General features: G+C 62.2%; 16 protein-coding genes. 2 read left to right on the top strand and 14 right to left on the bottom strand.

Annotated features, from left to right (window positions below):
- Nucleotides 1-245 precede the first annotated feature (245 nt).
- The 13 genes from P3H15_RS42505 to P3H15_RS42445 form a co-directional block, all read right to left on the bottom strand.
- Nucleotides 246-1,895, bottom strand: coding sequence for a peroxidase family protein (locus P3H15_RS42505; RefSeq protein ID WP_276142780.1), 1,650 nt, complete (start codon nucleotides 1,893-1,895; stop codon nucleotides 246-248).
- 196 nt (nucleotides 1,896-2,091) lie between these two features.
- Nucleotides 2,092-2,934 (bottom strand): C1 family peptidase, encoded by an 843-nt coding sequence (locus P3H15_RS42500; RefSeq protein ID WP_276142779.1) that lies wholly within the window; start codon nucleotides 2,932-2,934, stop codon nucleotides 2,092-2,094.
- A 324-nt stretch (nucleotides 2,935-3,258) separates the two neighbouring features.
- A complete protein-coding gene (locus P3H15_RS42495; protein WP_276142778.1) occupies nucleotides 3,259-5,844 on the bottom strand; it encodes a LuxR C-terminal-related transcriptional regulator in 2,586 nt (861 codons plus the stop codon).
- A gap of 67 nt (nucleotides 5,845-5,911) precedes the next feature.
- Nucleotides 5,912-7,033, bottom strand: coding sequence for a catalase family protein (locus P3H15_RS42490; protein WP_276142777.1), 1,122 nt, complete (start codon nucleotides 7,031-7,033; stop codon nucleotides 5,912-5,914).
- Nucleotides 7,034-7,904: 871 nt separating this feature from the next.
- Nucleotides 7,905-8,051, bottom strand: coding sequence for a hypothetical protein (locus P3H15_RS42485; protein WP_276142781.1), 147 nt, complete (start codon nucleotides 8,049-8,051; stop codon nucleotides 7,905-7,907).
- A gap of 11 nt (nucleotides 8,052-8,062) precedes the next feature.
- Nucleotides 8,063-9,424: an MFS transporter gene (locus tag P3H15_RS42480; protein ID WP_276142776.1), complete on the bottom strand. Its 1,362-nt coding sequence runs from the start codon at nucleotides 9,422-9,424 to the stop codon at nucleotides 8,063-8,065.
- A gap of 894 nt (nucleotides 9,425-10,318) precedes the next feature.
- A complete protein-coding gene (locus tag P3H15_RS42475; protein ID WP_276142775.1) occupies nucleotides 10,319-11,056 on the bottom strand; it encodes a hypothetical protein in 738 nt (245 codons plus the stop codon).
- A 93-nt stretch (nucleotides 11,057-11,149) separates the two neighbouring features.
- A complete protein-coding gene (locus P3H15_RS42470) occupies nucleotides 11,150-12,565 on the bottom strand; it encodes a glycosyltransferase (RefSeq protein ID WP_276142774.1) in 1,416 nt (471 codons plus the stop codon).
- A gap of 523 nt (nucleotides 12,566-13,088) precedes the next feature.
- On the bottom strand, nucleotides 13,089-13,418 hold the full coding sequence (locus P3H15_RS42465) for a LysM peptidoglycan-binding domain-containing protein (RefSeq protein WP_276142773.1): 330 nt from the start codon (nucleotides 13,416-13,418) through the stop codon (nucleotides 13,089-13,091).
- A gap of 489 nt (nucleotides 13,419-13,907) precedes the next feature.
- On the bottom strand, nucleotides 13,908-15,683 hold the full coding sequence (locus tag P3H15_RS42460; protein WP_276142772.1) for a M20/M25/M40 family metallo-hydrolase: 1,776 nt from the start codon (nucleotides 15,681-15,683) through the stop codon (nucleotides 13,908-13,910).
- The gene (locus P3H15_RS42455) at nucleotides 15,655-16,575 is read right to left on the bottom strand and encodes a M36 family metallopeptidase (protein WP_276142771.1); all 921 of its coding nucleotides are present in this window, start codon (nucleotides 16,573-16,575) and stop codon (nucleotides 15,655-15,657) included. The genes P3H15_RS42460 and P3H15_RS42455 overlap by 29 nt, the downstream gene beginning before the upstream one ends.
- Nucleotides 16,560-17,732, bottom strand: a complete 1,173-nt coding sequence (locus P3H15_RS42450; RefSeq protein WP_276142770.1) for a hypothetical protein — start codon at nucleotides 17,730-17,732, stop codon at nucleotides 16,560-16,562. The genes P3H15_RS42455 and P3H15_RS42450 overlap by 16 nt, the downstream gene beginning before the upstream one ends.
- A gap of 1,126 nt (nucleotides 17,733-18,858) precedes the next feature.
- A complete protein-coding gene (locus tag P3H15_RS42445) occupies nucleotides 18,859-20,061 on the bottom strand; it encodes a lipase family protein (RefSeq protein ID WP_276142769.1) in 1,203 nt (400 codons plus the stop codon).
- A gap of 694 nt (nucleotides 20,062-20,755) precedes the next feature.
- Here P3H15_RS42445 and P3H15_RS42440 point away from each other — a divergent pair.
- Complete coding sequence (locus P3H15_RS42440) at nucleotides 20,756-20,962, top strand: sigma factor-like helix-turn-helix DNA-binding protein (RefSeq protein ID WP_276142768.1); 207 nt, start codon at nucleotides 20,756-20,758, stop codon at nucleotides 20,960-20,962.
- 279 nt (nucleotides 20,963-21,241) lie between these two features.
- The gene (locus P3H15_RS42435) at nucleotides 21,242-23,854 is read left to right on the top strand and encodes a LuxR C-terminal-related transcriptional regulator (protein ID WP_346348841.1); all 2,613 of its coding nucleotides are present in this window, start codon (nucleotides 21,242-21,244) and stop codon (nucleotides 23,852-23,854) included.
- Nucleotides 23,855-24,972: 1,118 nt separating this feature from the next.
- On the opposite strand, the gene P3H15_RS42430 is transcribed toward P3H15_RS42435, so the two are convergent.
- Complete coding sequence (locus tag P3H15_RS42430; RefSeq protein ID WP_276142766.1) at nucleotides 24,973-25,203, bottom strand: hypothetical protein; 231 nt, start codon at nucleotides 25,201-25,203, stop codon at nucleotides 24,973-24,975.
- Between the last annotated feature and the right edge of the window lie 160 nt (nucleotides 25,204-25,363).

Below are 25,363 nucleotides of genomic sequence, written 5' to 3'. Positions count from 1 at the left end.
CAGGTTGTGCGCCGAAGAGCCACCGAACAGCTTTCTGCTTGGCGCCTCGTCGGACTTCGAGGCAACGGCGTGCGCCCCATCTGGAGGCGTCGGCGGGGAGCCGGTGCTACGACCGGGCTTATCGTTATCTGACCGTATGGTCACCGCTTGAGAAGTTTCCGTTGTTGTTGCTCGGGCCAAGTCCTTCCCTGATTGTGGGTCTTGAGTCGAATCGGTTGACGAATCAAGGTTTATCGTGAGAGTCTTCAACGTTCCTTGCATCCGAAACTGGCGGACACCCTTTCGGGATGACGAGAGTTCCGTTCCACTATTTGTTGGAGGGTATGCGTTGACTCGATGATATCCATTCCAGTCGGCGTGAAGGTGTCGGAGTTGAAGACGTTTTTTGCGAGTAATGGATTGGTGAATGCTTGGGTGAATGCGTCGTTGGCCACCATATTGGTCATGAGGTCGCCCATCATGCGGTAGTCGGGGTAGTCTTCCGCGAAGATTCCGACGTACCATTCCAGATTGTCGATATTCGAATAGAGCCTCTTGAGTCGTTGCTGGATATCGAGATTTCCCGTAAGTTCTTCGAAGCTGTTGAGCGGTTTGAGTCCGAAGGCTTGCCGGTAGTTGTTGTAGGGCTTCAAGTGGGAATTTCGCATCAGGTGGATAGTTCGCTGCTCGGCCGAGGGGTGGTCGTCAGCCGGTGGCTCTGTGAGGAACCATGGGGTGTTCAGGAGGCCTAGCCGTCCCGAGTGTGTCTGTGTGCACGTGGTGAGGAGGTCTTCGATGCCCCGGTTGATGACGATGGGATTGTTGTGGAGGAAATCGGTGTATTGGAGTTGGTCGGGCTCCGTCCCGATTGTTTCTGGGACGAGCGAGTGCCAACGGTAGAGTAGGTTGAATTCGATTGCTGCCCAGTTGGATCGATTCCACTGTTCGTTTTCGGCGACAAAGGGGACCGTCTTGATGGGGAAGTCGAATGGGGCGATGTGTCGAATGTAGTCTTCCACGACCACCTTGATGAGTAAGACGATCATCACATTCCGGGCGGTCTCGAATTTCCGTGATTCCTCCCAATTGGGATTTTCATCGGAAATAATATCTGCGATGCGGTTGTGTTCGCGAAGGAAAATGGTATTGAGTATCGTGTGACCGATCGTGGTGTTTCCGTATTCGAGTCCGGTGGCGAAAGTCTTGTCCTCTCGATTCTGGCGATCTGCGGCTGAGTCGGGGATCCGGGAGAGGATCCGAAAGACGGATTGTTCGTTGAAGAGGGTTTGGAACTCATCTTCTATGGTGAGTGGCGCGCCTTCTTTGCGTGGCGTGAATAGGAAGGGTGGGTACTCCTCATTGTCGATGAATTGGCTCTTGAGCCGTCCGCCTGTGTGTGACCGCAGTATGTGAGTCTTGGTGGGACGCAAACCGTAGATCTGGCACAGGTCGATTTCTTGGGTGGAGGTGTTTTTGCAGGGGTTGCGGTGGTTGGTGCGCAGGAACGCGTCGGTGAACCACTGTGCGAAGAACATGAAGGTTGCGCTGGTGTCGGTGGACTTTGTTTCGTGGTCGCGGCGGAACAGGTTGAGTACCTCCTCGGCGGTTGGTAGGTCATGTTCATCGAGTGTGCTTGGCGGTAGGTGTCGGCCGCTGTAGCTTCGGTCTGTGAGGCTGGTCCAGGTCGTGTAGTCGCTTGCGAGCGAGAGCGGACGTGGTCGCGGTGGCGTCGCGTAGGCGAAGTCGTTGATGATCCAACGGCTCAGTGTGGTCTGCAGTCGAGGTATCCGCCCGATGGTGGTGACGATGCGGGGAGCAATCCTCGTGAGGTTCGGTCGTAGTGCGGGTAGCTGTTGGGCGAGGTGGCGGAGATGTCTCTGTGCGTTGTGGCGGTCCAGTAGTGACGGAGTGAACATGGGTATTCCTCCAGTGATGTAGTTATTTGTGGTGAGCGACACTGATGGTGACGCGCAGGCATGGGTGCTTTCGGCTGTCGGGACGCCCGGGTCGCTGAAATGAGGCCTACGTCCGGTATGTCGAGGGTCGACTGGGGTGGGTCTGTTGAGCCTCTCTGCTGGTGACCGAGAGGATCGTGTGTCTGGTCCGGTTGCCCTAAATCGTGACGCCGTAGGATTCGTCGAAGAACGCCTGCTCGATGTAGGCGGATCCGGCGTATGCGAATCCGCCGTCGCCCCAGCCTGCACCCCAGCTGTTTCGGACGATGAACCGGCCGTCTTCTCGGTAGCCGACGAGTGTGACGGCGTGCCCGCCGCGCACCGTGTCGGGCTGAAAAACATTCAATTCCCCGGTGTGTCCTACTTGGTCCCACGTCGCGTCGACGCGCAGGCCCACGAGCACTGGCCCGATGTTCGCGAGCCAGTGCTTCCACTGCATCTGGTCGCGCCGCATGTTGAAATAGCTCGCGGCGCGTCGGGTGAACGCGGCGGTGAAGAATGCGCTCTCGTCGCCGAGATACATAGTGCGGCCAATGTGGAAGGGTAGTAGGTCCTCGGTGACCACCCCGAAGGTCTTGCAGAGTGCGACGGCGGCTTTGAGGGAGGTGCTGCTGTCTTCGATGAAAGTTTCCGGGTAGCGGCGGGCGGCGTCTGTCTCCTTCGAGGCCATCCATACGTACCGGGGGGACAGTCTGTGGCCCTTGCTCAATCGGTTGGCTTTGACGAGCTGGTAGCGCAGTAGGCCGTCGGCGGTTGCCCACCCGACGCAGGAGCCAGTGTCCTCCTGATCGCCAACGTCCCACCAGTTTTCGCGAAGGTCTACGGACGGGGGAGGTGTCGCGAGTTCGATGGCGTTGCAGGCGAGGGCGTCGCTGAGAACCCAATCGGAGTCCGTCTTCGTGCTTGGAACGAGGTTGCAGATCCGTTCCAGGGAGTCGAAGTTGTCTTTCCCCTGTGGCGATTGCGTGTTGTGTGGGGGTGGATGAATTCGGGATGTCACGGTGCCGTCCTTTCGGCAGGAGAGCTGTCCGTCCCGATGGTTCCGCGCGCAGTGTGTAGTGGGTAGCGTAGTGCAGTACGTGATTCGACAGTGTGGTGGTTGCGGGTCTCCATGTCGGGTGGCTGTTTGCTCGGCGCGAGCGGCAGCAATCGATTGACGTGGCCATGCCAGGCGTATTTTGTTCCGCTCGACGCCGCGGCTGGGGCGGGGAACAATCCCAGAGACAGACGTGGTCTTGCGGGGTGTTTGCACGTGGTGACTTGTTTCCCTGTAGCGGGAGCGAGGTCCGGGGTGCTGGTGATTTTTCCTGCATGATGGAGTTCGCTACAGCTGTTGGATGAGATTGGCGAGTTGTTCGCGGTCGGTGAGGTCGAGTCGATAACAAGCTCGATAGAGATGTCCTTCGACAGTGCGCACGGACAGGGTGAGTCGGTCGGCAATCTGGTTGTTGCTCAATCCGGCGGCGACGAGTGTGGCGATCTCACGTTCGCGTGGCGTGAGGGGCAGGGGGTGTGCAGCGTGCTTGATGGCGGGTGTTGTCGCGCCACCGCAGGTTGCCGCGATCCGGAGTGCTCGGGCGCCCGACGCGCTGGCAGCTGATTTCTTGCCGGCATCGTCGTGTGCCAGAGCGGCCTGTGCGGCGGAGTCGGCAGCGGACAGAAGTACGCCGATCTCCTCGAACTCGCTGCTTGCCTCGTCGAGGCCGGTGCCGTCGGAGCCGGCGACTGCGGCGGCGTGATTGGCCTGCACGGTCACGATCCGGCCGTCGTTCTGACCTGCGAGTGCTGCCAGCCTGTCTGCCACCGTGCGGTCGCCGAACCGGGCGGCGTCGTGGAGTGCGTCCGCCTCGACTCCGTGCTGTCCCGATTCTCGTGCCATCCGCGCGGCATCTCGGGCCAGCTTAATGCTCCTGCACTCGGAGTCTTCAGCTGCAGCGATCCAGGCTCGGGCGCTCGCTAGGCGAGGTGTGTGCAGTTCCACGAAGCCGCCGGAGTGCTGCTCGGTTTCTGCGAGGACCCGCTGGGCGTCGTCGAGACGACCGAGCGCGGCGAACGCTTTGATCATCAGGATTCGGGGTGGGAGTTGCCAGGGTAGGGACTTCTCCGCGGTGAGTGCGGCGAGCGCCTGTTCTAGAAACTCGATGACATCGGGTAGTCGGCCCCGCCGGAGGGCCACCTCGCCGGCCATCACCCGTGAGAGTCCCCAGCCGAGGAACTGGCCCGGGGAGGTGAACTCCGAGTACTCGGCTGCGCGCCTGTCTGCGGTGTCGAGGTCTCCGATGGTGGCGAGGGCCGTGACGTCGCAGTAGTGCACCAAGACGTGGATCATTCCGTCGGTGGGCCGGGGATTGGAGCGGCATCTGGTGGCGATGGGGCCGAACTCGGCTCCGCGACCGGCTAGCGGAAGCGCCAGTCCTTTGCTGAAGGCGGCCCATTCGACGGCCTGCATCGGTGCGGCGGGGTTGGACAGGACCTCCTCGGCGAGTGCGAGTCCCTCCGCGAGGTTGTTCTCGTGGACCGCCATGGCGGACTCAGTCGCCGCGACAACGAGTTTCAGGGTGGGGTGTGTGATGCGGTCGTGGAGGAGTGTGAGGAGTTGGTGGGCACGCTCCGGGGTTTCCATCGACCAGAACATGAGGGACAGTAAAGGAATTCCCCAGCGAACGAGTTGAAGTTCGTCCATGTCGTCGGGGTTGAACTGGGCCAGTGCCTCCTCGGCCTGGCGGGGGTGACCCTGCCATAGAAGGGCTCGGGACTTGACCTCGGCGGCGTCGAGGCCGCCGCCCTGCTGGAGTGCGGCGTGGGCGAGTCGTTCGCCGAGCGGCACGTTGGACAGTGCGATGGCGTCGCGTGCGGCGGTGGTGAGGAGATGGGTGTCGGCGGTCTGGTCGCTGTCGAGATAGAGCTGGGCGATCTTGATGCGTGCGCTGGCGGAGGTTCCTTCGCGTTCGCGGAGGGCGGTGACGAGTTGGCCGCGGAGCCGGCGTGCGGCGGCGGTTCCGACGCGGCGTCTGACAACTTCCCCGAATAGTGGGTGGCTGAAGCGGGCTTGGCGGCCGTTGTCGACGATGTGGATCAGGCCGCGTGTCTCGGCGGTGTCCACCGCGTCTTCACCCGCTAGGGCGCAGAGCACGTCGATGTGGATCGGTTCGCAGAACGCGACCAGACGGAGGGCGTTGACGACACCGTCGCCGGATTCCTCGAGGCGGCTCTCGAGCAGCGAGGCGAGGCTCGTCGTCACGACTGTGCCGCCGCGAAGCTGCCATACGTTGTGGACCTTGCGGAGTTTGCCGGCCTCGAGTGTGCCTTCGACGAGGTGTCGGAGGTAGAGGGCGTTGCCACCGGAGGTTTCCCACATGACGTCGGCGCTGAGTCCTTCGAGGTGTCCGCCGATGATGGTTTCGATCAGTGTGATGCTCTGGTCCTTGGTGAAGGCGCGGAGTTCGAGGCGGTTCAGGTAGCCGTCTTTCCAGAGTGATGTGATCGCGTCCGGTACCTTTTCTCCGCTGCGGACGGTCGCGATGATCCGTGCGGCTCGGTCGATTGCAGTTTGGTGGAGCAGGGTCGCCGACATGTCGTCGAGGAGGTGGGTGTCGTCGACAACGAGAATGGTGTTCGGGTGTTCGAGGAGCGAGGTTCGCGCCGCCGAGATGAGAGCGATGGGGTCGCGGGTGGTTGTGGGTCCGATGAGCGGTGCGAATGCGCCGAGGGGGATGCCGCGGGCGGATTGGGTTCCACCGATCCACTGCACGTTGGAGTCACTGGATTCGGTGACGGCGCGGGCAAGTGTGGTCTTCCCGACGCCTGGGGGCCCGAACAGTGAAACGCCACTGCGTGTTCCGTGAGTTAACGCTGCCTGGATTGCGCGGAACTCTTCGGGTCGATCGATGAGCGGCCAGTTGTCAAGCATCTCTACTCGAGTATCGTTTGGGGGACGTGGATGGATCGGGATTGTTGCAGTCGGTTGGCATTGATTATCAGTCGGGCAGTTCGCTGATGTTTATGGGCTCGGAGAACTCGACTTTGTTCATCTTGTGCCGAAAGTCGCTCGAGGCTTGGTATGTCTTGATCTTCAACCGGTTGATGGACCCCAGAGGCTTGTGGGCGGTGATTCCGTTCCACGGGTTGAAGGCCAGGACGTCATCCGCGTATGCGCTGCGGGCGGGGCTATATGCATTCTGCAGTGGGAAGTTCAGTGTCGCGACTGTCTGGAAGGGCGACTCGTTCTGTGGCCACGCCACCTTGGCGTTCTCGATGGGCATTGTGCGCAGGTCGGTGCAGAGTTGCGCTTGCACCGCGTATGAGGCCGTATTCGTGCGGAAGAAGTCGACCACCGTGTCGCGGTGCACGTTGTCACCGGTCCCCGAAGGGACAAGCTGGCCGGTCAGGGCTTTGGCACCGTCGGAGAGCGGGGCGACCCGGATCTGAGCGATGTATTTCCCGAAGCGCAGAGGAGCAGCGGTGTAATAGATCTCTCCGAGGACATGCGTGTTCGGACGCGCGAACAGGCTGAGCACCGTTGGAACCGGAATACGTACTGGACCAGGCATTTTGGAGGCCCCGCGTAGGACGGCGCTGACGACATTCATAGCGCTGTCGGGGGTCCTCGCTAGGAGCCACGCCAATGGCATGCTTCTGCGGTAATGGCGGATGTCGGCAGACGGGAACGATGGGCTGTTGACAAGGAGAAAATCTTGCGATGTGCCATGGTCCTCGGGCAGCAGCCGCGTGCCGGTTACCCCCAGGACCTTGATTGCCATCGCCCGCACGCCGCGGACGTTGTCGCTCCGGATCGCGCCCGCGGTGCTGGAAAGACGTGCGATGACCGGGTAGGTCGCAGGCGCGGCGAATAGGCCTTGGCGGAGGTGTTCAGGGAGGTCGGCGGAAGTGACGAGTTCGCCCCGGAGGACGCCATGACTCTTGGCGTGTGCGTCGCGGATGGCATGGTTGTGTTTCTTGAATGCCCACTCGTTGTTCTTTCGGAGCGTCGCGACGACGTTTTCGATCTGTTCTTCTTCGCGGGGGCCGATCTGCTCCAGGTCGTCGCTGTAGGGCACGTAGTTTCTCGTTGTCGCGGCTGTCGTTGTGCGGTCGGTCATGAGCGGATCGCTTTCCGTTCCGGAGGGAAATAGGTGTGATCGAGTGCGGGTATGTGCTGGTGGGTGGTGTGGTGGTCCTTCTATCGCGTGTCTGCGACAACTGAGCGACGCGGAGCTGCTGCATGATCGACCGCGAACGAACTATGTTTGCACGAACTGTGTTTGCCCGAATCGGAACGATTTGCGCCACGCCTGGAATTGCCTGCGGACGCGTTCCAATCGCAAACCGTGGACCTGACGTTCTCGCGTAGTCGTCGACCTGGACAGGATCGGTCATCGAGGTCGTAACCTCACAGGGTATGAGCTGCCGACTGACTGCGCTGGGAGGTGTTCCGCGTACGAACGAGGTCGGCGCGACCCGCATGACCTATCGCCTTGCGCTCGCCGGTGTGACATCGCAGACCGAAGCGAGGCCGAAGACCATCGACGCGCACCAACGTCCACGGCGGGCCGCTCCGGCGGTTGTTTGACACTCGTGTCCAGCCTTCGCGTGGTGTATTGCGACCGCGGATGCGCGATGTGTGTCGAGATCGCGGGATTAGGAGCTCGATATGCATCACCACCTTCCGAACGCGCGATCGGGCTCATCGAGGTCCTGCAGTTCCAGTACACAGCTCCGGAGGGTTAAGGGAGCGAGTAGAGCACTACTCGAATGCTCCCGCAGTGAAAGGTCAAGCTCGGAAGGTCGGATTGCCGTCCGCTCCCGAGGTCCGGATGACAGATCGGCTGGCGCAAAGTTCTGGGCATGTCCTCATCGGTATAGGCAACGGGAGAACCCGTCGACGGCGGAGCGCAGGCACACGTTCCCTGCGCGGGGGCGCCGACGGGAGTCTCCGCGCGATCAACCCGCTCTTGACTGATCGGAGCCTTCTCAGTGCTTGCGCCAGTCACCGCCGTCGGGGATGCGGCCGGCATTCTTGACATCGACGTGCACCATGTGCCCGGCCCAGCCGGCGACGGTCCTTCCCGGGGCTCGGCTGGACTCGCCGTTCGGGCCGAGAAACCGATGCCGGTTCACCCTGAGATGGGCTAGGTCGGCTCGCTTCGGCCCGGGTCGAGGTTTGTGCGCAGCGGGCGGTTCGGAATCAGCGCGACGGCGCCGAGGCTAACGAGCGCGAGAGCCGCCAACGCCAGGAAGACCCGACCGGTGCCTTCGCTGTGTGCGGGTAGCGCCGCGGCGAGGACAGGCAGGCCCACCGCTGCGCCGATGGATCGAAAGTACAAAACGGCACCGCCGGCCGCGCCGATGCGGACGGGATCGACGGTGTTCTGCACTGCGAGCACCAGGTTTTGCAGGAGCATCCCGATGCCGAGCCCGCAGAGGAGGACGGCGAGCTCGATCAGCCACAATGCGCTGGTGGTGTCGACAGAGGCGAGTGCACCGCAACCGACGAGTTGGAGCAGCGCTCCGGCGACGAGAAACACCTTCCACCTGCCGAACCGGGTGATGAGGCGGCCGGACACGATGGAGGATAGGGCGAGGCCAACCACCATCGGAGTGAGGAGAACCCCGGCGGCGGTGGCGCTTTGGTCGCGAACACTTTGGAAGAATGCGGCCAGGAAGGACTGTGTCGCATAGAACCCGAGCCCGGCCGAGACGGACGCGGCGATCGTGCACACCACCGTGCGCTCGCCGAGGAGATCGAGCGGCAGAACCGGGGTCTGCGCGCGGCGTTCAACGACGAGTGCGGCGGCGACCAGGCTTGCCCCGACGACGAGGTAGCCGGTAGACGTCCAGGAAACCCAGCTCTGGCCGCCGCGACCGGTGAGGGTGACGCAGACCAACAGCGAGGTGACGCCGGTTGTGAGCAGTGCGGCACCGAGCCAGTCGATGCGCACTTTCGACCGTTGGCCGGCCACTGGTTGCGGTGTGTGACGCAGCGCGAGCACCGCCAATGCGGCCGGCGGCGCGCAGACGAGGAAGCAGGCGCGCCACCCGAGTGGGCTATCGACAAGCATTCCGCCCAGCAGCGGGCTGCCGGCCATCGACACCGCGATCACCACACCCACGTATCCGGAGTAGCGGCCCTGCTCGCGCGGTGGAATGATGGCACCGAGCACGGCCACGGTTATCGTCACTACGCCGCCCATGCCGACGCCCTGCAGCGCCCGGCCAACGAACAGTACACCCAGGGTTGGGGCGGAGGCCGCGACGACGGAGCCACCCGCCAGGATCAGCAGCGCCAATTCGATGAGCGCTTTGGGATTGCGCAGGTCAGCCAGCGTTCCCCAGATCGGCGTAGACGTGGCATTGGCCAAAAGCGATATCGTGATAATCCAGGTCAATCCGGCAGTACCGCCGCCCAATTCGGACGTGATCGTAGGCAGCGCGGGGAAAGCGACGGTCCCCGACAGAAGCGCGGTGAATACCGCGGCGAGCAATGCGAACAAGACACGCAGGATGTCGCGGTGGTGGAGGGGTTGCGTCGAGCGTGCGGGGGTCGCCGAGCGTGGCGACGTGCTGGAGGTGTGCGCGGACATTGCGGGGTCCTCGGAGAATGCGTCGGCCGCTGGAGGGTCGGTCGACGGTGGGCGAAGCGGTGGCAGCGGGGTAGGAATGCAAGTCGGAATCGAACCGTCTGATGGCGGCGGAATCACCGGACTGATACTCGGCGCTCCATATTCTGCATTCGCATGGCTTCTCCTCGGAAGTGTCGGCGGCGGACTGATCCGCCGATGCGACACGTCCATCGTCGCGCTCCGCGCCTGTATCCCGCGCGAGTAGTCCACTCCTCATCTCAGTGCTGCGCCGATGGCGGCGTCCCCTGTCAGCGTCGTGGTCGGACACACCTCAAAGTGAGGAGTGCCGGGGTCCTGGGCGGCCCGGGTCTCACTCTCGTCCTGGGCAGACAGTCAGGGCAGGTTGGTGTCCTGGCCGGTTCGTAGGGATGCAACGTGCGGCGCGGAGCCCTCGAACGCGGCTATACCAGCGGGCACGAACGTAGCCACGGATTGCTACCGCTTTGTTGGATATCTCCTCGGCGATCGCGACGGCCGCCGCGAGAGTCACCGAATTCTCCTATCTCCATGCTGATTCAGTATCAGAGCTACATTCTGGGCGTGATCTCGATCCGCCGTCCTCTCGGTCAGTCCGAGGCCGGGGGTCGAACTGGTCGGCCGAATTGACCGCAGAACCAACGTTCTGCGAGCGGTCACCATGAATCAGCGATGGATGAGAATCGTACTCTGCACGAAACAGCTTTCGCAGGATCGATTAAGGTTACTCGTGAAACGGAGACCCAGGTCGTCGTTGCGCGAGTGCCGTATATGTCCGAATCGACCAATCTACCGGTCGGCGTTATGCGCAGTACTCAGTTCAGTGAGTATCTGCGAGGTCTTGGGCGCCTGCTCCAGGCTGAAGGATAGGCCTTGGGCGCGGATCGCTTCCTCGAAACGCCTCTGGTGTTTGCCTGCGTCGCGCTCGGCGCGGATCGACAGCTCGAGAAAGTCGACGCTTCCGAAGGTCCATCGTTCGGCGTCGACCTCGGAATCGAAGTCGCCGACCGTGATGTTCTTCCATTTCGCGGCGTTGACGGGGCCCAGCGGGGTGAGACCTGCGAATGCGATCCGAAGGTCCGCGCAGTCTTCGAGGAACTGCTGTTGATGGTCATTGAACAGCGTGCAGAGATCGTTTCCGTTGGAGGTCACGTCTTCAATGAGTCCGGGGGCGAGTTGGTGGACGGCGGAGGCGGCCAGCGTGCGTCGCTGTCCAGCCCAGTCCTGCTCGAGTCGATATTTCTTTCCGTCGGGGGAGCTTGTGCTCCACTTCGGGATCAATTGTGTGCGCCGACATGGTCTGAGTTTGATCGTCGAGTCGTCCTTGCTGTGGCTGCTTCGGAGGCGTATTACGATGCCCGCAGCCAGCAGTGGCAATTTAGTTCGGATTCCTGGTGTTTCGTCCTCGAGGAACCAGATCTGCATTGGTGACCCGTGATCGGGATCGAGTCCGAGTGTTGACAGTGCGGTCGGCACCGGCACCTTCTCGGACAATGTGACCTTGATCTCGACAGGTTCGTTCGACATTTGGGCTCCTTGCTCTGGCAGATGGTGATCGGCTGGCGGTGATATTCGATGACGCTGTCCTTCCGATTTCCGGCTCGCTGGTGCTGGTTGGTGTCAGGGATGCATTTCGACGGGTGGGCCGAATTTGTTGGGAGTTGTCGACATGTCAATCGCGCCGATGGCTACGCATGTGGCGAAACGCGGCGGCTGTGTTGCGCGGAATCTCACCAACCGGGTGGAGCCGCCGGCAGGCCTTGAGGTGGGGCGTCGATACCGGCCGCCGATGCTCGCCGGTCGCGCGGACTTCAAGGACTCCGTGCGGTCAGCACCCAGGGCCATCACAGGCTTGCTCCCTTCGTCTGGCTCAGTGTTCCTTCGGCAGGCTTGGCTAGGTATGGGAGCCTTTCGATGAGGTCGGTTGCCCGAGTGGAGCCGTTGCGGGCGCGGATCTGCTTGCCGAGGTTGGCGGCGGCGATGCGGTGGGGGCCGTCGGTGAGGAGGCCGTCGGCGGCCGCGCGGATCGCACCAGCGCCACTGGCCGTCCGCGACCATCCGGTCGGGGTGGGTGGTGGGGTGCAGGCACTGTGCGGCTCCGTGGTTTTCGATGGTGCGGCCGATCATGTTCTGGTCGGCGAGGGGGTGGATGGGCATCACGATCATCGGAATGTCGTGGGTGAGGGTGCGCAGTGTGGTGTCGTGTCCGCCGTGTCCGATGACGAGGGTGGTCTTCGGGAGCACCGTGCTGTGGGGGCGGTAGCCGTGGATTTCGGTGTTCGGGCCGGTGGTGAGGCTGGTGGAGGTGATGGACGGTCCGGTGGTGACGACGGTGTGGGCGTTGATGCCACGCAGGGCGTCGAGGATGGATTGGAGTGCGCGGTGTTGTCCGGGGAGGTTGTTGATGCTCAGGCTGACCAGAATCTGGGGTTCGCGGTACGACACCGGTGTGAGGGTGGCGGGCATGGGGTGGTGCACGGCCCCGATGTGGTGGATCGCGGGGTGCAGGCGGCGTGTGCCCGCGGGGTCGAGGTGCTTGTCGGTCGCGACGAGGACGAGGTCGGAGGCCTTCCACAGCGCGAGGGGGTGGTGTCCGTGCAGTCGGGCCAGCACCTGGGTGGGACCGCTGCGCATGGCGCGTTCGACGAATTCGCAGAAGGTGTGGACGAGCACTACCCGCGGCAGGTGCGCCTTCTGCGCGGCGTGCAGGGCGCCGAGGAGCAGGCAGTCGATCACGATGAGGTCGGCGGGCTCGCGGTTGAGGGAGTCGAGCAGGTCGCGGCCGGGCCCGGGATCGGTGAACACGGACGGCGATGCGAATAGTCCGGTGGCGCTGCGGTGTTCGGTGGTGGACTGCCAGGGTCGGGCGTGCCGGTAGGGCTCGAAAGGAAACCCGGCGGGGGCGATCTGGGACCTTTGCAAGGCGTGTCCGAGGAAGCGAACGCTGTGTCCGCGCTTCTGGAGTTCGCGGGCGATTCCGAGGGCGGGTGGAAGGTTGCCTCCGCCGTCCCAGGTGACGAACAGTATCCGCGCCATGGCGGGCCTCCCAGAAATCGTGTCGGGTCGATCAGCGATCGGACCTGCCTGTCCAATAGTGGGCCCCGGTGCCGGCGGTGTGCTGATGCCTCCCAGCCTCGGCGTCGAGAGCTCGACGCTGAAGCAGTGGTGACGGCTGATCGGTCTGGAACTAGTATCCGGCCTGTCGATCGCATCTCTGCGGGTATTCGACTACTGCACTGGGGTTGTTGCTCCTTCGCCCTGGTAGTCGGTGAGTTGCGTCTGTCCGCGTTGCGAGGACGGCCGAACCGTGATTGCCCTCCGCGGCGTGGTAGTTCAGGGCTCAAGGTGCCGGGTCGTGGTCAAGATCGGCGCGAGGCGGCTCAGAACAGCAGTGTGTCATCCTCATTCGACTCAAGACGCAGTTCATCGCCATCATGAATCCTTTCGTCAGCCTCGTCTGGAGGACGGATTCCGGGTAAGAATTGTGCGATATCCCGCGGGCGGTGGACGGGATGAAGGCGGATTCATCCCGCCCACTGTGGGGATTCAATGCTGACTTCTATGTGATGTCCGGGATTATCAGCACCTCACCGACGTCGATACGATCGGGATTGGAGATGCTGTTCGCGATCGCGATCACGTCGTAGAGGGTTGCGTCCCCGTAGTAACGGCGTGCCAGTTTTGACAGTGTGTCGCCGCTGATCACCCGATGCCGCGGCGCATCGGGCCCGATATCTGGGATGATCAGGACTTGCCCAACCCTGATGATGTCCGGGTTGGCGATCTTGTTCACCAACGCGATGATTGGGTACAGGGATGCGTCGCCGTAGTAGTCCTGTGCTATGCCGGAGAGTGTCTCACCCCGCGCAGTGGTGTGCTTCGATGCCATGTCGGTCTCCTCTTCTCGGATGGTTCATTTCCTTTGCAAGGGATTGCATTCCCTCACGAGGCAATTGTTCATGGTTGTCTTGTCGGCGTTGTGGGTAGTTGACTACTCGTTCGCGGAATGGGTAACGGGGGGCTGTGATGTGTCGAGACCCGACTCGGCTCGGCAAAGTCGCCCGGTGCCGTTCCTCGTGCAGTACATTCGATCTGCCCTGCTGTGCCAGGCGAGCAGGACGATCGCATTGATCTGGCACGTGGACTATGGCCAGGACAGTCCCGCGACCCCGCCGCCCCGGTGGGGCCCGACCGTATTCGGATGGGGCATCCGATTGGTCGGCCGGGTGCGCATCAGACAGCCGCATTTGGTCAGTGCCGCAGCTTAGGGTGCTGAGTCCTCCCGATGCCAAACACGCGTTTCCATTGACGCCTACCGACCGCTGATCTGCACGTCGTCGTTGTGCACCTTGCAGTGACGAGTTGTCTGGCACTCGCGCTATGGGCTGCTGGTGGCTTCCGCGATGAAAGCAGCGTTCATCCTGAGGATCTCCGTTGCAAGGTTGGCGTCGATGGTGTCCAAAGTGTCGTCCGGGCTGTGGATGTTGTTGTTCGAGCTGTCTGCTCCCTCGATGGTGAGCACGGCGGGGATTCCGTGGTTGATGAAGGGTACGTGGTCGCTGTTGAAGGGGTTGAGGCTGGTTTCTACCGCGAGCGCGGTGTATGTGTGAGCCGCTCTCGTCAGACCGTCGATGACCTGCTGCGAAAGAGCTGCGCCTTCGAGCAGTACGGTGGGTTCCGTCGTGTTTGTCGTGGCGATCATATCCATGTTCAGAACTGCTCGAACACGTGTACGGTCGAGTGAAGACAGGCTCGCGACGTACTGATTGCTGCCGAAGAGTCCTTGCTCTTCGCCACCGAACAGAATGAACCGTAGGTCTTGGGATACCGTGGTTTCGGCGAGTGCACGTGCGAGAGTAAGGATTCCTGCGCAGCCGGAGGCGTTGTCGTCGGCGCCTGGAGCAGGTGCGTGGGGACCACCGGCAATGTTGATCGAATCCAGGTGAGCTGAGACGATGACGACGTCCCGTGGCGCGGGTGAAGTGCCCGTTCGGTCGGCGATTACGTTGCGGCTGGGCTTTCCGGCGACCGTGATCGTCTGGGTGCGTACGCGGTAGCCGAGGCTGTCGAGGACATCGCCGGCCCAATCGGCGGCCGCGACGAAGTCAGGGCTCGTTGAGTATCTCGTGGTGAAAGAGACCAGCGTGCGCAGGTCGAGCTCGAACTCTTGTCGGGACACTGCGTTGACTGACTTCTGTACGTCGAGGTCTGGTGTTCGTCGCCGCCCGACTTCGGGAACCCGTGTGTCGACAATAACGGTGTTCCAGGGGATCTTGGCAACGCTGTAGCAGGGGAGGTGTCCCTCGAGGTCCTGGTGCTCGGTGTCGTCGGTGACCACGAGGTAACGGCCCAGGTCGACGAGCACTGGTACGTCGGGCTTGTCTTGCTGGAAGAGGCGTCCGTTCTGGGTCACCAATCGTAGGTGTGTTGGAGATATGTCGTCGCGGATCGAGCCGGTCGGAGCGATGGTTTCGAGGACGGTACGGTCTCCCTCGATTACCAGCACGTCCTTGAGCCGTACCCAGGACGCGCCGGCTCGTTCGCAGGCATCGGTGACCTGGGCGGGTCTAGGATGACCACGAACAATCGCCGCCGCCGTTCGTGCTGTGGGTGGATGGATGTGGGCTTGCACGTGAGGGATCAGCTCGGCCAAGGACGTCATGTCTCCACCCGTTCCGTCGGGCGGGCACACAGACAAGGCGTGCATTCCCAGTCTGCGAGCGGTGTCGACGTGGATGCGGTTCTCGGAGACGAAGAGTACGTCGGCGAAGCGCATATCCGAGGCGGTCTTGGCGACCACCGCTTCGAAGAACGCAGCTGCGGGTTTGAACACCCCGACCTCACTCGACAGCGTGACTCTCGATGCGAGGGGTTGGAAGAAACGGTCGATGCCGAGTTTGCGGAGAATGGCATAGTACTTCTCCCGGATGTGCGGGAGATCGCTGCTCTGGGTCGGCATCTCGAAGTCGGAACCAAGGCTCAAAACGACTGGTGCGCCGTCAGGATCCCGCATCTTCGCGATGGACTCGAGTGTTTTCACCGCGCCCGGTAGCAGCTCGTCGTTGTGTTCTAGCGTGTCGCCGAGGTCGAACAGGACCATCTTCATCTCTCTACTCACTTCCTCGTCAGGGAACGTCGAAGTTCTCGACGACACCGGCCAGACTGGAAGAGTTCGATGGCGGTGATACGGCCCCGGCCCCCATGCCGCGCTTCGCGAATCCTCTCCACACCAGCGGAAGGTCGCTGGTGTCTAGCGTCATGACGGCCGTAAGGATTCCGTCTCGGGCCTGGGTGAAGGTTGGACTGTTCGGGGTGAGTTTGAGCCCGCCGACGACATAGTCGAGTACCCGCCGTTCGGCTTCGATGTGGCCGTGCTGTGCGACGAGATTGACGAACACCTCCCACAGGGCGGCGCACCACACCTCGCCCGCGTTGTGTACTTCGTTATTCGGACCGCCCGACGTCGGGTTTCGGGGTACGCCTGGCGGGATGATCACGCCGTTGCTGATGTATCGGAAGGTCAGCGGGTTCTTAGTCAGGTCGGCGGAGTAGGGGTAGCGGCGGATGGAAAAGTAGTAGTTGTTATCGAAGTCTGCTCGCAGGTCCGTCCACCCTCCCACCGGAAAGGCACCGTTCTCGAAATCGTCATCGCGACTCGAGGTCATGGCGATCGCGAAGAAGTCTCCCCACCCTTCGCCCATGGCCCTACCCTGTCTGTTGCCCAAGCCGTTGGCGTTTCCGACGAGACGATTGGTGATGTAGTGGCCCATCTCGTGGAAGGTGATCATCGCGTCGAAGTTGCTGGTGCGTGCGGGCATGGCTGGTTCGCACCCTCGGAAGAGGTACATCTGCATGCGGGGACTGGAGCCGTCCGGTGGCGTTGCCATGTTGGCGTTGTCGGTGCCGCTGAAGTCGTTGCCTTCGGCGAGGATGGGGTCGCCGGGGATCCCGCCACGGCCGTAGTTGTCGAGTTGGGCGTTGCCTGCGGCTTCGTCGAATCCGGCTTCGTACCAGCGGTCATGTAGCCAGTTCACGTGGACGAACATGCCGACGATGCTTGCTTGCAGATTGTGGGAGAGGATGCGGGCAGTTGGTGGTTGTAGGGGTAGTCGAATGTGTCGGCGGAGGTGATTTTCCCGAGGATGTCACCGGTGCCGAAGCCGTCTGGGCTGGCGAGGTCTGCGTACGCGATGCAGTTGTTGCCGGCGGTGGTTGTCGCTCCCGGAGGTAGCCAGGGGTCGCCGGTGAGCAGGCTTTCGACCTCGACGAGGCGCGCGTCGATCGGCGTGGCCTGGAAGCCGTCAGGAATGCCTGTCGGGTGTGGTGATCCTGGCGCGGGGGAGTCCTCGGGGCGGAGCAGCGCATCGCCGGCGTTGTAGATGCGGTAGGCGAACTTGTCGTCGGAGGCCAGATTGCTTCGATACAGGACGTCGGGAGTGCCGACGGAATCGACGACATACGCGAAAGCGGGATAGTCGCGGATCCACAGCTCGATGTAATACCCGGGAACGAAGTTTTCGTCGCCGAGCGGGAAGAGGACGTCCTTGACACGTACTGGGCGGGTGAAGTGGAAGGCGGCGCCGGGCTTCTCGGTGAAGTTGTAAGATGTGTAGGTATCATCCTGCGCTGCAGTGTCTGTGAGAACGAACGCGGCGGCATCACACGAGACGTTCGTCAGGTCGAGCGTAGCGAGAGCGATGGCTTGTTCTGGGGTTGTCGACGTCGCTGACCGTGACCGAAGCGCGCGCACGGCACCGGGGAACAGTTGGCCGGCGAGGGACACCACCTCGTTGTCACCGTTGACTGCAGCGGTAACCTCGGAATTGAAGACCTCAATGCCATCTACCTTCTGGACTAGCTGGACGGTGCGCATCCGGTTGCCGCTCACGGATTGGATGTCGACGCTCGACGCGACGTCCTCGTCGGACAGATTCCACAGTTCGGCATTCGTCGCTATGAACTTCTCGACAGATTCCTCAGGCGAGGACGCTTGCTGTCGTGTGTGTTGAGCGGACTTATCTGTGACGAGTACTCGGTTCGGGAGGTTAGTTGCTTCGTCGAAGTCCACGCTCAGGCCGGGCGGCGTGCTTTCGGGACGTTCGCTATCTGTCGCTGAGCTGCGCGCGAATGAGCGGCCGCGGAAGGCTCGCTCGCTCGCGTCGTAGAGGGCGTGGAAGTTCTGTGGAATCTGGTTGGTCTTCATGATCATTCTCCGTCGACGGTGTGCGCAGGCGTGTGGTGGACGCCGTGGTCCTGATTGTCGGCGGCAGCGTTCGACGCGACATCAGTAGTGCACTACCCGATTCGGTTGGCGCGAGCGCGCGATTGTGCGTGTTGGTCACCGGCCGTGCAACCGCATCGGTGGACGGCTGAAGTGCTCGCAGCTGCCTGGCGATGAGGTGCGAACGCGGGTCTTCGCAGTATTTGCTTCGCGGCGGGCGTAGGTACCAACGTTGTGGATGGGGTTTGTGTCGGTCGATGCAGCGAATCTAATACTTTGCTAGTCGATTCCGCTTCTGAACGGAGGTAACTGGTCCAGTGAACGTCACGGTGCGCTGAATGGGCAGTGCCACGCAGGTGGCCGCGGAGACGGAGTGTCGCGTTCCGGAATGCATGCACGTGTGATCTTTGGAGTCGTTCGCTAATGCTTGTCGCGAGCCGAACCCCCGCAGCGGCACGTGAGGACCGATTGGTGGGACATGTCACAGAAACCGGAGATGCCGTGTGGACGGCAGGCGGCCCGTGTTGTGGGGTCGAGGGCCTCGTCTTGCAAATCCGCGTGGGCATTCCGGATCGGGACGTCCGTGATGTGGCCGGTGGTGGACGGTCTTTTCGTTGTGGGTGAGCAGGAAGGTCGGAACACCCGACCCAGTCCGACGAACACGCTCGGCGAGGTCCCGATCACGCAGCGCGATTGACCATTCGTAAATCAGCACCAGGCCGGCCAAGGCGGCGGGAGCACGACTTTGCTTCGTAGACGATCGATCGTCCTCGGCACCGAGACCCCGCGCGGCGCTTGCGCGCCGCGCGGGGCGAAATTTGGTCCGGGCAGATTCGTGTCAGCCTTTGGGAGCCTTCGTGTTCGGCCGCAGGCAGTCATTGGTGTCCGCCGACAGTCGCCGATCGAACGGATGCGACCCCGGAAACCGGGATTTCCGGTCCGCCTCTCTACGTGCCACTCGATAAGACACGATTACATGTCCGGTTCGTCATAGGTCCGCGAAGCGCACGTTTCCTCGGGTGTGGTGATCTTCATGTCCGTCAGTCGGATCACCTATATGCCCAAATATGTTGTCCCTCGATCAAAGAGATGAACACCGGCCGATTCTTCATCCGAACTCGGATCTTATTCCCTGGGGTGTGAGTGCGGTGATGTAATTGTGCGGGCCGTGGTCAGCGATCTCCTGCTGCCATGGAAGATTTCGGAGCAGCGCAACCTGCCGGGTCAGCATCGTCACCCCGCCGAGAAGAAGCCCAATCCCATTGGTTTGCGATGTGTATCGATGTGCACGGGACCACGTATGATGTGGGCTTCCGCCTCGGCGGCGAGGGCACCGATATTCGACTCCGAAATGTTGGAAGCGTCCCGACTCACGGGGCGGCAGTTGGGGGACGACGTCGGCTCCGTAGACGTATCGGAAGATCCTCTCGTGGAGCAATCCGTCTCCGGACCTCGAGCGCACCTTCTCGCAAGCACGTGCAAAGTCGGGTGTTCCAATCATGGGTTGTCCGAAAGTGTAGGTAGCTCGATTCTTGGACGCGATCTCGCTGAATCGGTCTTGCGTATGCAGCATCACGGTCATCAGGACGGCCATGGCCCCACCGAGACTGTGTCCGGTGATGTAGAGCGCTTCCATGGGATTGACTCGTTCCTTACTGCCGTCGGCGATCGAGAATCCCTCGAGGGCGCGCTGCAGAACATCGATCACTGCGAACCTGGAGGCCCTGGTGTTCCGATAGAAACCGGCGTGCACGCGACTCGTTTCGGCGTGGTCATCCCCCAGGTCGTACCCGACCTGGGCGGGATCGGCGTCCAGATCGGTCAGCCAATTGACGACGTTCACCGGCTGGGTTCCACGGTAGCAGAGCACGACCACTCGTCCGTCGTGGCTCTGCACGACGTACGCTGTCGAGGCGATGAACATTGCATCGACGATGACCTGCAGCATTCGGCAACGGCTCTCGGAAAGCCCGAGCCGCGTCATCATCGTCGTGAGTATCCTTTCGTCGCCGTAGGCGTATCCCGCACAGGTGGCGAGTACATGCCGAACTTCTTTACTCGGCTGGTTGGCGGTGACGAGGGTATCCGCCAGATTGGTGTACACGGGTTCGTAGGTCGCTGCCGGATACGCTGGTTTCAGGTCGGGGAGTGCGGGCCCCACGAAGTAGGCCTGCTCGATGAAGTGCGTGGCAGTCCGTATCGCCTCACCTAGAAAAACGTTGCGGCCGTCTGCATCTGCCGTGTCACGTCTTTGATGGCCATCTTCGGGTTGTCGTGGTTGCGCATCTGGCTGTTGAACATTGGTCTCCACAATGTCTCCTCTCGACGGCTGTTTTCTCGCAGAGGGCGGATTCGGATGCTTCTATCGGATAGTTCGGTACGGGACTCGACTGGAAGCGGATCTGCGGTGGTGAAGCTCGGGTGGTGGCGGCTTGACCCGATGGCCGTCATCCCGGTTTCGCGGACCGAAGCGGTTTCGCGGACCGAAGCGAGTCGGACACCATCGCTGGACGGCGCAACTCGACGCGCACGGCAGCAACATGGCTGAGGGCCCCAGTTCTGCCGTGCCGCGGTTCGCTGCGTTCGCGCACGTGTGTGCCTGTACTTCAGGCCGTCGGATTTGAGAGTCGAGACGCATCACCACCTTCTATAGACGAGATTGCGTATAGACGAGATTGCGCGGGGTCGAGGTCCGTCGAGATCTAGTACACAACCTCAGAGGGCAGGGGGCGTGAGTAGAGCACTACTCGACTGCAGGGCCTGTTGCAGGGTTACGGATCACGTCGGTAGCAGTGGAGTCAGGGCGGCGGCGATCCGCAACGCCGTGCGAGGGGACGACGCGGGTGCTTGGCCGTGCGGCATTGGTTGCGATTCGGATCCAGATACTGAGGACTTTGTTGTCCGATGGGACGGGGTCTCCCGCGGCGGAGTGCACGGTGATCGGCAGGCAAATGAGGTAGCCCGTTACGTGCAGCAGGATGCCGAAAATGCGAGATCATAGGTGAATGGTCAACGAATCGGTTCATCGCGAGAGCGCAATCGAACGGCTCCCGGATGCGTATGCGGTGGCTCTGCGCATGCGGGACGCCGGCCTGTCGTACGCCGCCATCGCGGAGAGAGTGGGTGTCGAGCCGGAGGCTGTTGGGCCGATGCTGCGGGTTGCGAAGGCCAAGCTTGCCAGCACTGGGTACGACGACACCAGCGAGAGCTGACGTACCCGTCAGCTGGTCGTCGTGACACATGGCTCGTTTGACCTGGGGGTATAAGTCGCTGCGTGTAAATTCACTCGGCCTGGACCATCACAATGGTGTGCCGTGACCCGTAGAATCAGAACCGTTCGGTTTGTTTAAGGAACGTAACCGCGGGCGCCTTCACCACCCAATGCGATTGGTCGGTTTCGGTTCGAGGCTAGGTTCGTCTGCCGACCCGCGGGGAAAGGCAAAGTGGACGCACCTAAAGGGGTCTCTGCGTCCCAGCCTGAGGGGACAGGTATGAAACGCGAGTGGCCGCTCACCGGGCGAGCCGAAGAGCTCGAACTGATTACCGAGGCCGTCGCGACGGCCGGAAGTACTTCCGGATTCATCATCGCCGGCGCCGCCGGAGTCGGTAAGACAAGACTCGCACGGGAAGCGTTGGCCGTCGCAGCATCACGCGGAATGACCACACGGTGGGTGGCGGCGACCGCGTCCGCACGTTCGGTTCCGCTCGGGGCGTTCCACGACATCGTCGGCAGGTTTGGACCCGATCCCGGGACGCGGGTGCGTGACGCGATATCCGCGCTGACTTCCCGAGGCGACTCGGTGATCTGTATCGACGACGCACATCTGCTTGACGACCTTTCGGCGCTCGTTGTGCATCAGCTCGTCCTGGCAAAAACGGTTCGGGTTGTCCTCACGATTCGCAGTGGGATGCCAGCCCCAGATGCGGTGACCGCGCTCTGGAAGGATCGGCTGGTCGAACGACTCGACCTACAGCCGCTGTCCGTGGATGAGACCTGCTCACTCATCGAGGCAGTGTTGGGTGGGCAGCTGGATTCCCGAACGGTCCGGGGGCTCTGGACACTCTCATGCGGGAACGTTCTGTACGTCCGGCAGCTCGTCGAGGAGGAACTGTCTGCCCACCGGCTGGTGCAAGTCGCGGGTGTCTGGATCTGGAGCGGTCAGCCCGTCATCTCACCTGGTCTCGGTGACCTGGTCGGCGCTCGGATGGGACGCCTCACGCCACCTGTTCTTGACGTGGTGGATGCACTCGCGCTGTGTGAGCCACTGGACCTCGATATCCTCGTCCGAGTGACCAGCCTCGGAGCGGTCGAGGACGCCGAGATGCAGGGACTGATCGACCTCACCGTCAAGTCCGAGCATCTTCGTCATGTCACTCTTGCTCATCCACTCTTCGGCGAAGTCCGTCGCGCACGTTGTGGGGAACTCCGGAAGGCGAGATTCTGCGGCCATATCGTCACGGAACTCTCCGCTCGCCCCTGTGTCGACATGCGAGACGCGGTGCAGAGGGCAATTTTGACACTCGATTCTGACATCGATCCCGAACCGACTCTGCTTCTTCACGCCGCGCGGTGCGCCATGCAACTCCTCGATCTCGAACTGGCGGAGCGGCTCGTTCGTGAGTCAGTCCGCGCGGGGGCCGGCGTCAAAGCGCAAACGCAATGGGCAATCACTTTGACTACGCTCGGGCGAGGTAACGAAGCACAACACGTGCTCGCGGAACTCGAGGGCGCAGGCCTGCCCGATGCAGATATCGCCACGATCAGTTCGGTGCGCGCTGCGATTGTGCTGTGGATGCTCGGCGATCCAGAATTCGCGCGGCGAATACTCGACGCCTCTGATGAGAACGCGATGCGATCAGGGGCGATCGGTTCGCACACGGCGGTCCAGGCGTCGCTGTCGGCGGCAACGGGAAATCCGACCTCCGCAATCCGAGCGGCGAAGGTGGCATTGTCGAACCATCTCGATGACTTCCACTCAGCCATCGCGACGTTCGCATTGGTAATCAGTCTCGGGGAACTCGGTTGCATTCGCGAGATGCGCACTGCCGCCGACGCCATTCTGGAGGTCGCCGAACGCTCGCCGGAGGCGGCGCAACTCAAGTTCGCGCTCGGGCAGTTCCAGAGTGCAGCCCTTCGAACATCCGGCAATCTCGACGACATGTGTCGATGCGGCGAACAGCTTTGCCGACACACGGTCGACACTCCAGGAAACTTGTCGGCCCTTGCAGCGATGCTGCGTGGACACACGGACCTTGCCTTCGGTCGAATCACGGCGGCTGTGCGTTGGCTCCGTGAGGCGAGAGCGGAGTACGCAAACGAGAGGCTACATGCGCGTGCCTGGCGAGCACTTAACCTTGCCTGGCTCGCTCAGGCCTACGGGAAGAATGGCAATGCGAAGGCCGCCGCCGAGGCCGCCACACAGCTCGCGAAGATCCGGCCCGATGACTTTCCATACGTCGACATGGACTGTGCCCTCGCGGAGGCGTGGGTTAGTGCGGCCGAAGGTGCACTCAATGCCGCAATTGCGACGGCACTATCTGCCGCCGACACTGCACGTGCACGCGGGCAACTAGCCAACGAAGTGCTCTGTCTCCAAACAGCGACGCAGTTCGGTGACGTTTCGACGGTAAAGCGCTTGGCGTACCTGACCGGAAAGGTCGAAGGCCCGCGCGCTTTCGCAGCATCCGCTCATGCTTCAGCGTTAGTTTTAGCCGACGGTCCGGGACTGCTCATAGCAGCGCGCCAATACGCGCAGTTCGGTGACCGAGTAGCAGCCGCGGATGCCAGCGCCCAAGCCGCGCTTCGCCTGGCGTCCGCAGGCCATCGCGGAACAGCACTGACTGCACACGCGGCAACCCTGCGGATCGCCGCGGAATGCCAATGCCTCCACACACCTGCACTCAGGGAACTCGCAGAACCCATCGCGTTCACCGGGCGTCAGCGTGAAATCGTTCGGCTCGCAACCCAAGGCCTGACAAACCGAGAGATTGCGGAGCGGCTGGTCCTGTCCGTACGGACCGTCGAAGGCCACCTCTACCGCGCCTCCCAGCGGGCTGGAGTCACCAACCGGGAAGATCTGGTAGCAATCCTGGGACGAGGCTGAGCCCAAACGGTCACCGGCGCTGCGACAACGGTTTCAACCAACGTGTCGTCAAGTCGAGTTGCGTGAAGAGTTTTGCAGTGCCGTGGGGAGACGATGGGATCGATGTCTTCGCGGTCGGTGGTGAACACGCTACGTGGCATCCGCCTGGTCACGAAGGATTCCGCCTCTACCGACTCGAGCATCGGCGTGATTCTCCGGGGCCGATGTTGCGGCTGCCGGCCGCTGCGCCCACCCATGAGCCTGTATGAAGTGGCTCCCTGCTCAGTCGGCATTTGACGCCGGCCACGACGTTGCGCGACTGCATAGGTCTGGGCGAGGTCGAGATCGTGTGGATATCGCACCGGAGGTCCTCGACAGGTGACTGTCGCTAAGGTATTTCGCGTTCGTGGTACCGCGGCCCGTCATCGCCCGTTCCGCAAAATTGGGGTAGAGAACTACCCCTTCGCGCTGCGTACCGTTCGAGCACAGTGGATTTAGGTTTCCGAGCAGCTCAACCGATGACTCGGGTGGTGCGCCGCACTGCTCGTCGAATTGAGAGCTCCGTCGATGTGGGCGGGAATGCCACCGGATAGTCGGCGACAGGAATTGAACGCGGAAAGGAGAAAGCGATGAGTCCCACCGCAGATGGACCTGTCAGTCGACACGTATGTGCTGGTCAAAGATCGCATGGTTCGTTCAGCGAGACCCGACCCGCAGCGCCAGCCCGGCGCAGCGCGTCGCGGCATGGACGGGTACAGGCCTTCGCTCGACCGATTGCCCACGCGGTCGGTTCCGGAGCATTGCGAGAGGACGCATTGGTGGCCGCGTTGGTCGAGGCGTCAGGCCAACAGACGACCGACTCGAATGTGCCGCGATGTCCGGCGCCTGCGCGGACAGCATGGTGTGCAGTCGTATTGCGTGAATTGTGGCGGGAACGGAATGGATCAGGGGACTCTCCGCCGGCGTGGGAAACAGGACGGAGAGATCGGGGATCGGACCTGCATATCGGAACTGTGGACGCGGTGTCGCTCACCCGATTGCTCGGACCTCAGTGGCGTGCGCTGCTGGCCGTAGCAAGGGCCGAGGACTGCCCATTCGATCCAATGGCCGAGGACATCAATGTAGTGGAACGTTGGACGTCATTGAAATGGATTTGCTCGGTTGAAACCGTTGATCGGGCGGCTATCGAATCCGGACGTCACGATCAGCTGCGCGCGGCGCGTCGAATCACTCGTCACATCGGCGTCGGAGTACATCAGCGCGCGGCGTCGGACGCCGCTACGGCGCTTGTCGTCGGAGACGTGGTTGGTGTGCATGGCTTGGGTGCGCACCACTTCGAGTTCCTCATCGCTCCGTGGCTGTGCGCTCACCCTGAGCAGCGTCCGAATTGTGAGGGCCTGACCGCACAGCGCACACGAGTCTAGGGATCTCACGCAAATGGACGTCTCAGGCAATCGCTCCGCCGAGCGGACAAGAATTCGGGTAGTGGACTACTCGTGCTGCACGGCTGCCGGTGGGGCAGGCTCGACG

This window comes from Rhodococcus sp. T2V, assembly GCF_029269925.1.
In the GTDB taxonomy this organism is placed as follows: Bacteria; Actinomycetota; Actinomycetes; order Mycobacteriales; family Mycobacteriaceae; genus Rhodococcus_F; species Rhodococcus_F koreensis.
This window is presented reverse-complemented; position numbering and strand designations above follow the sequence as displayed.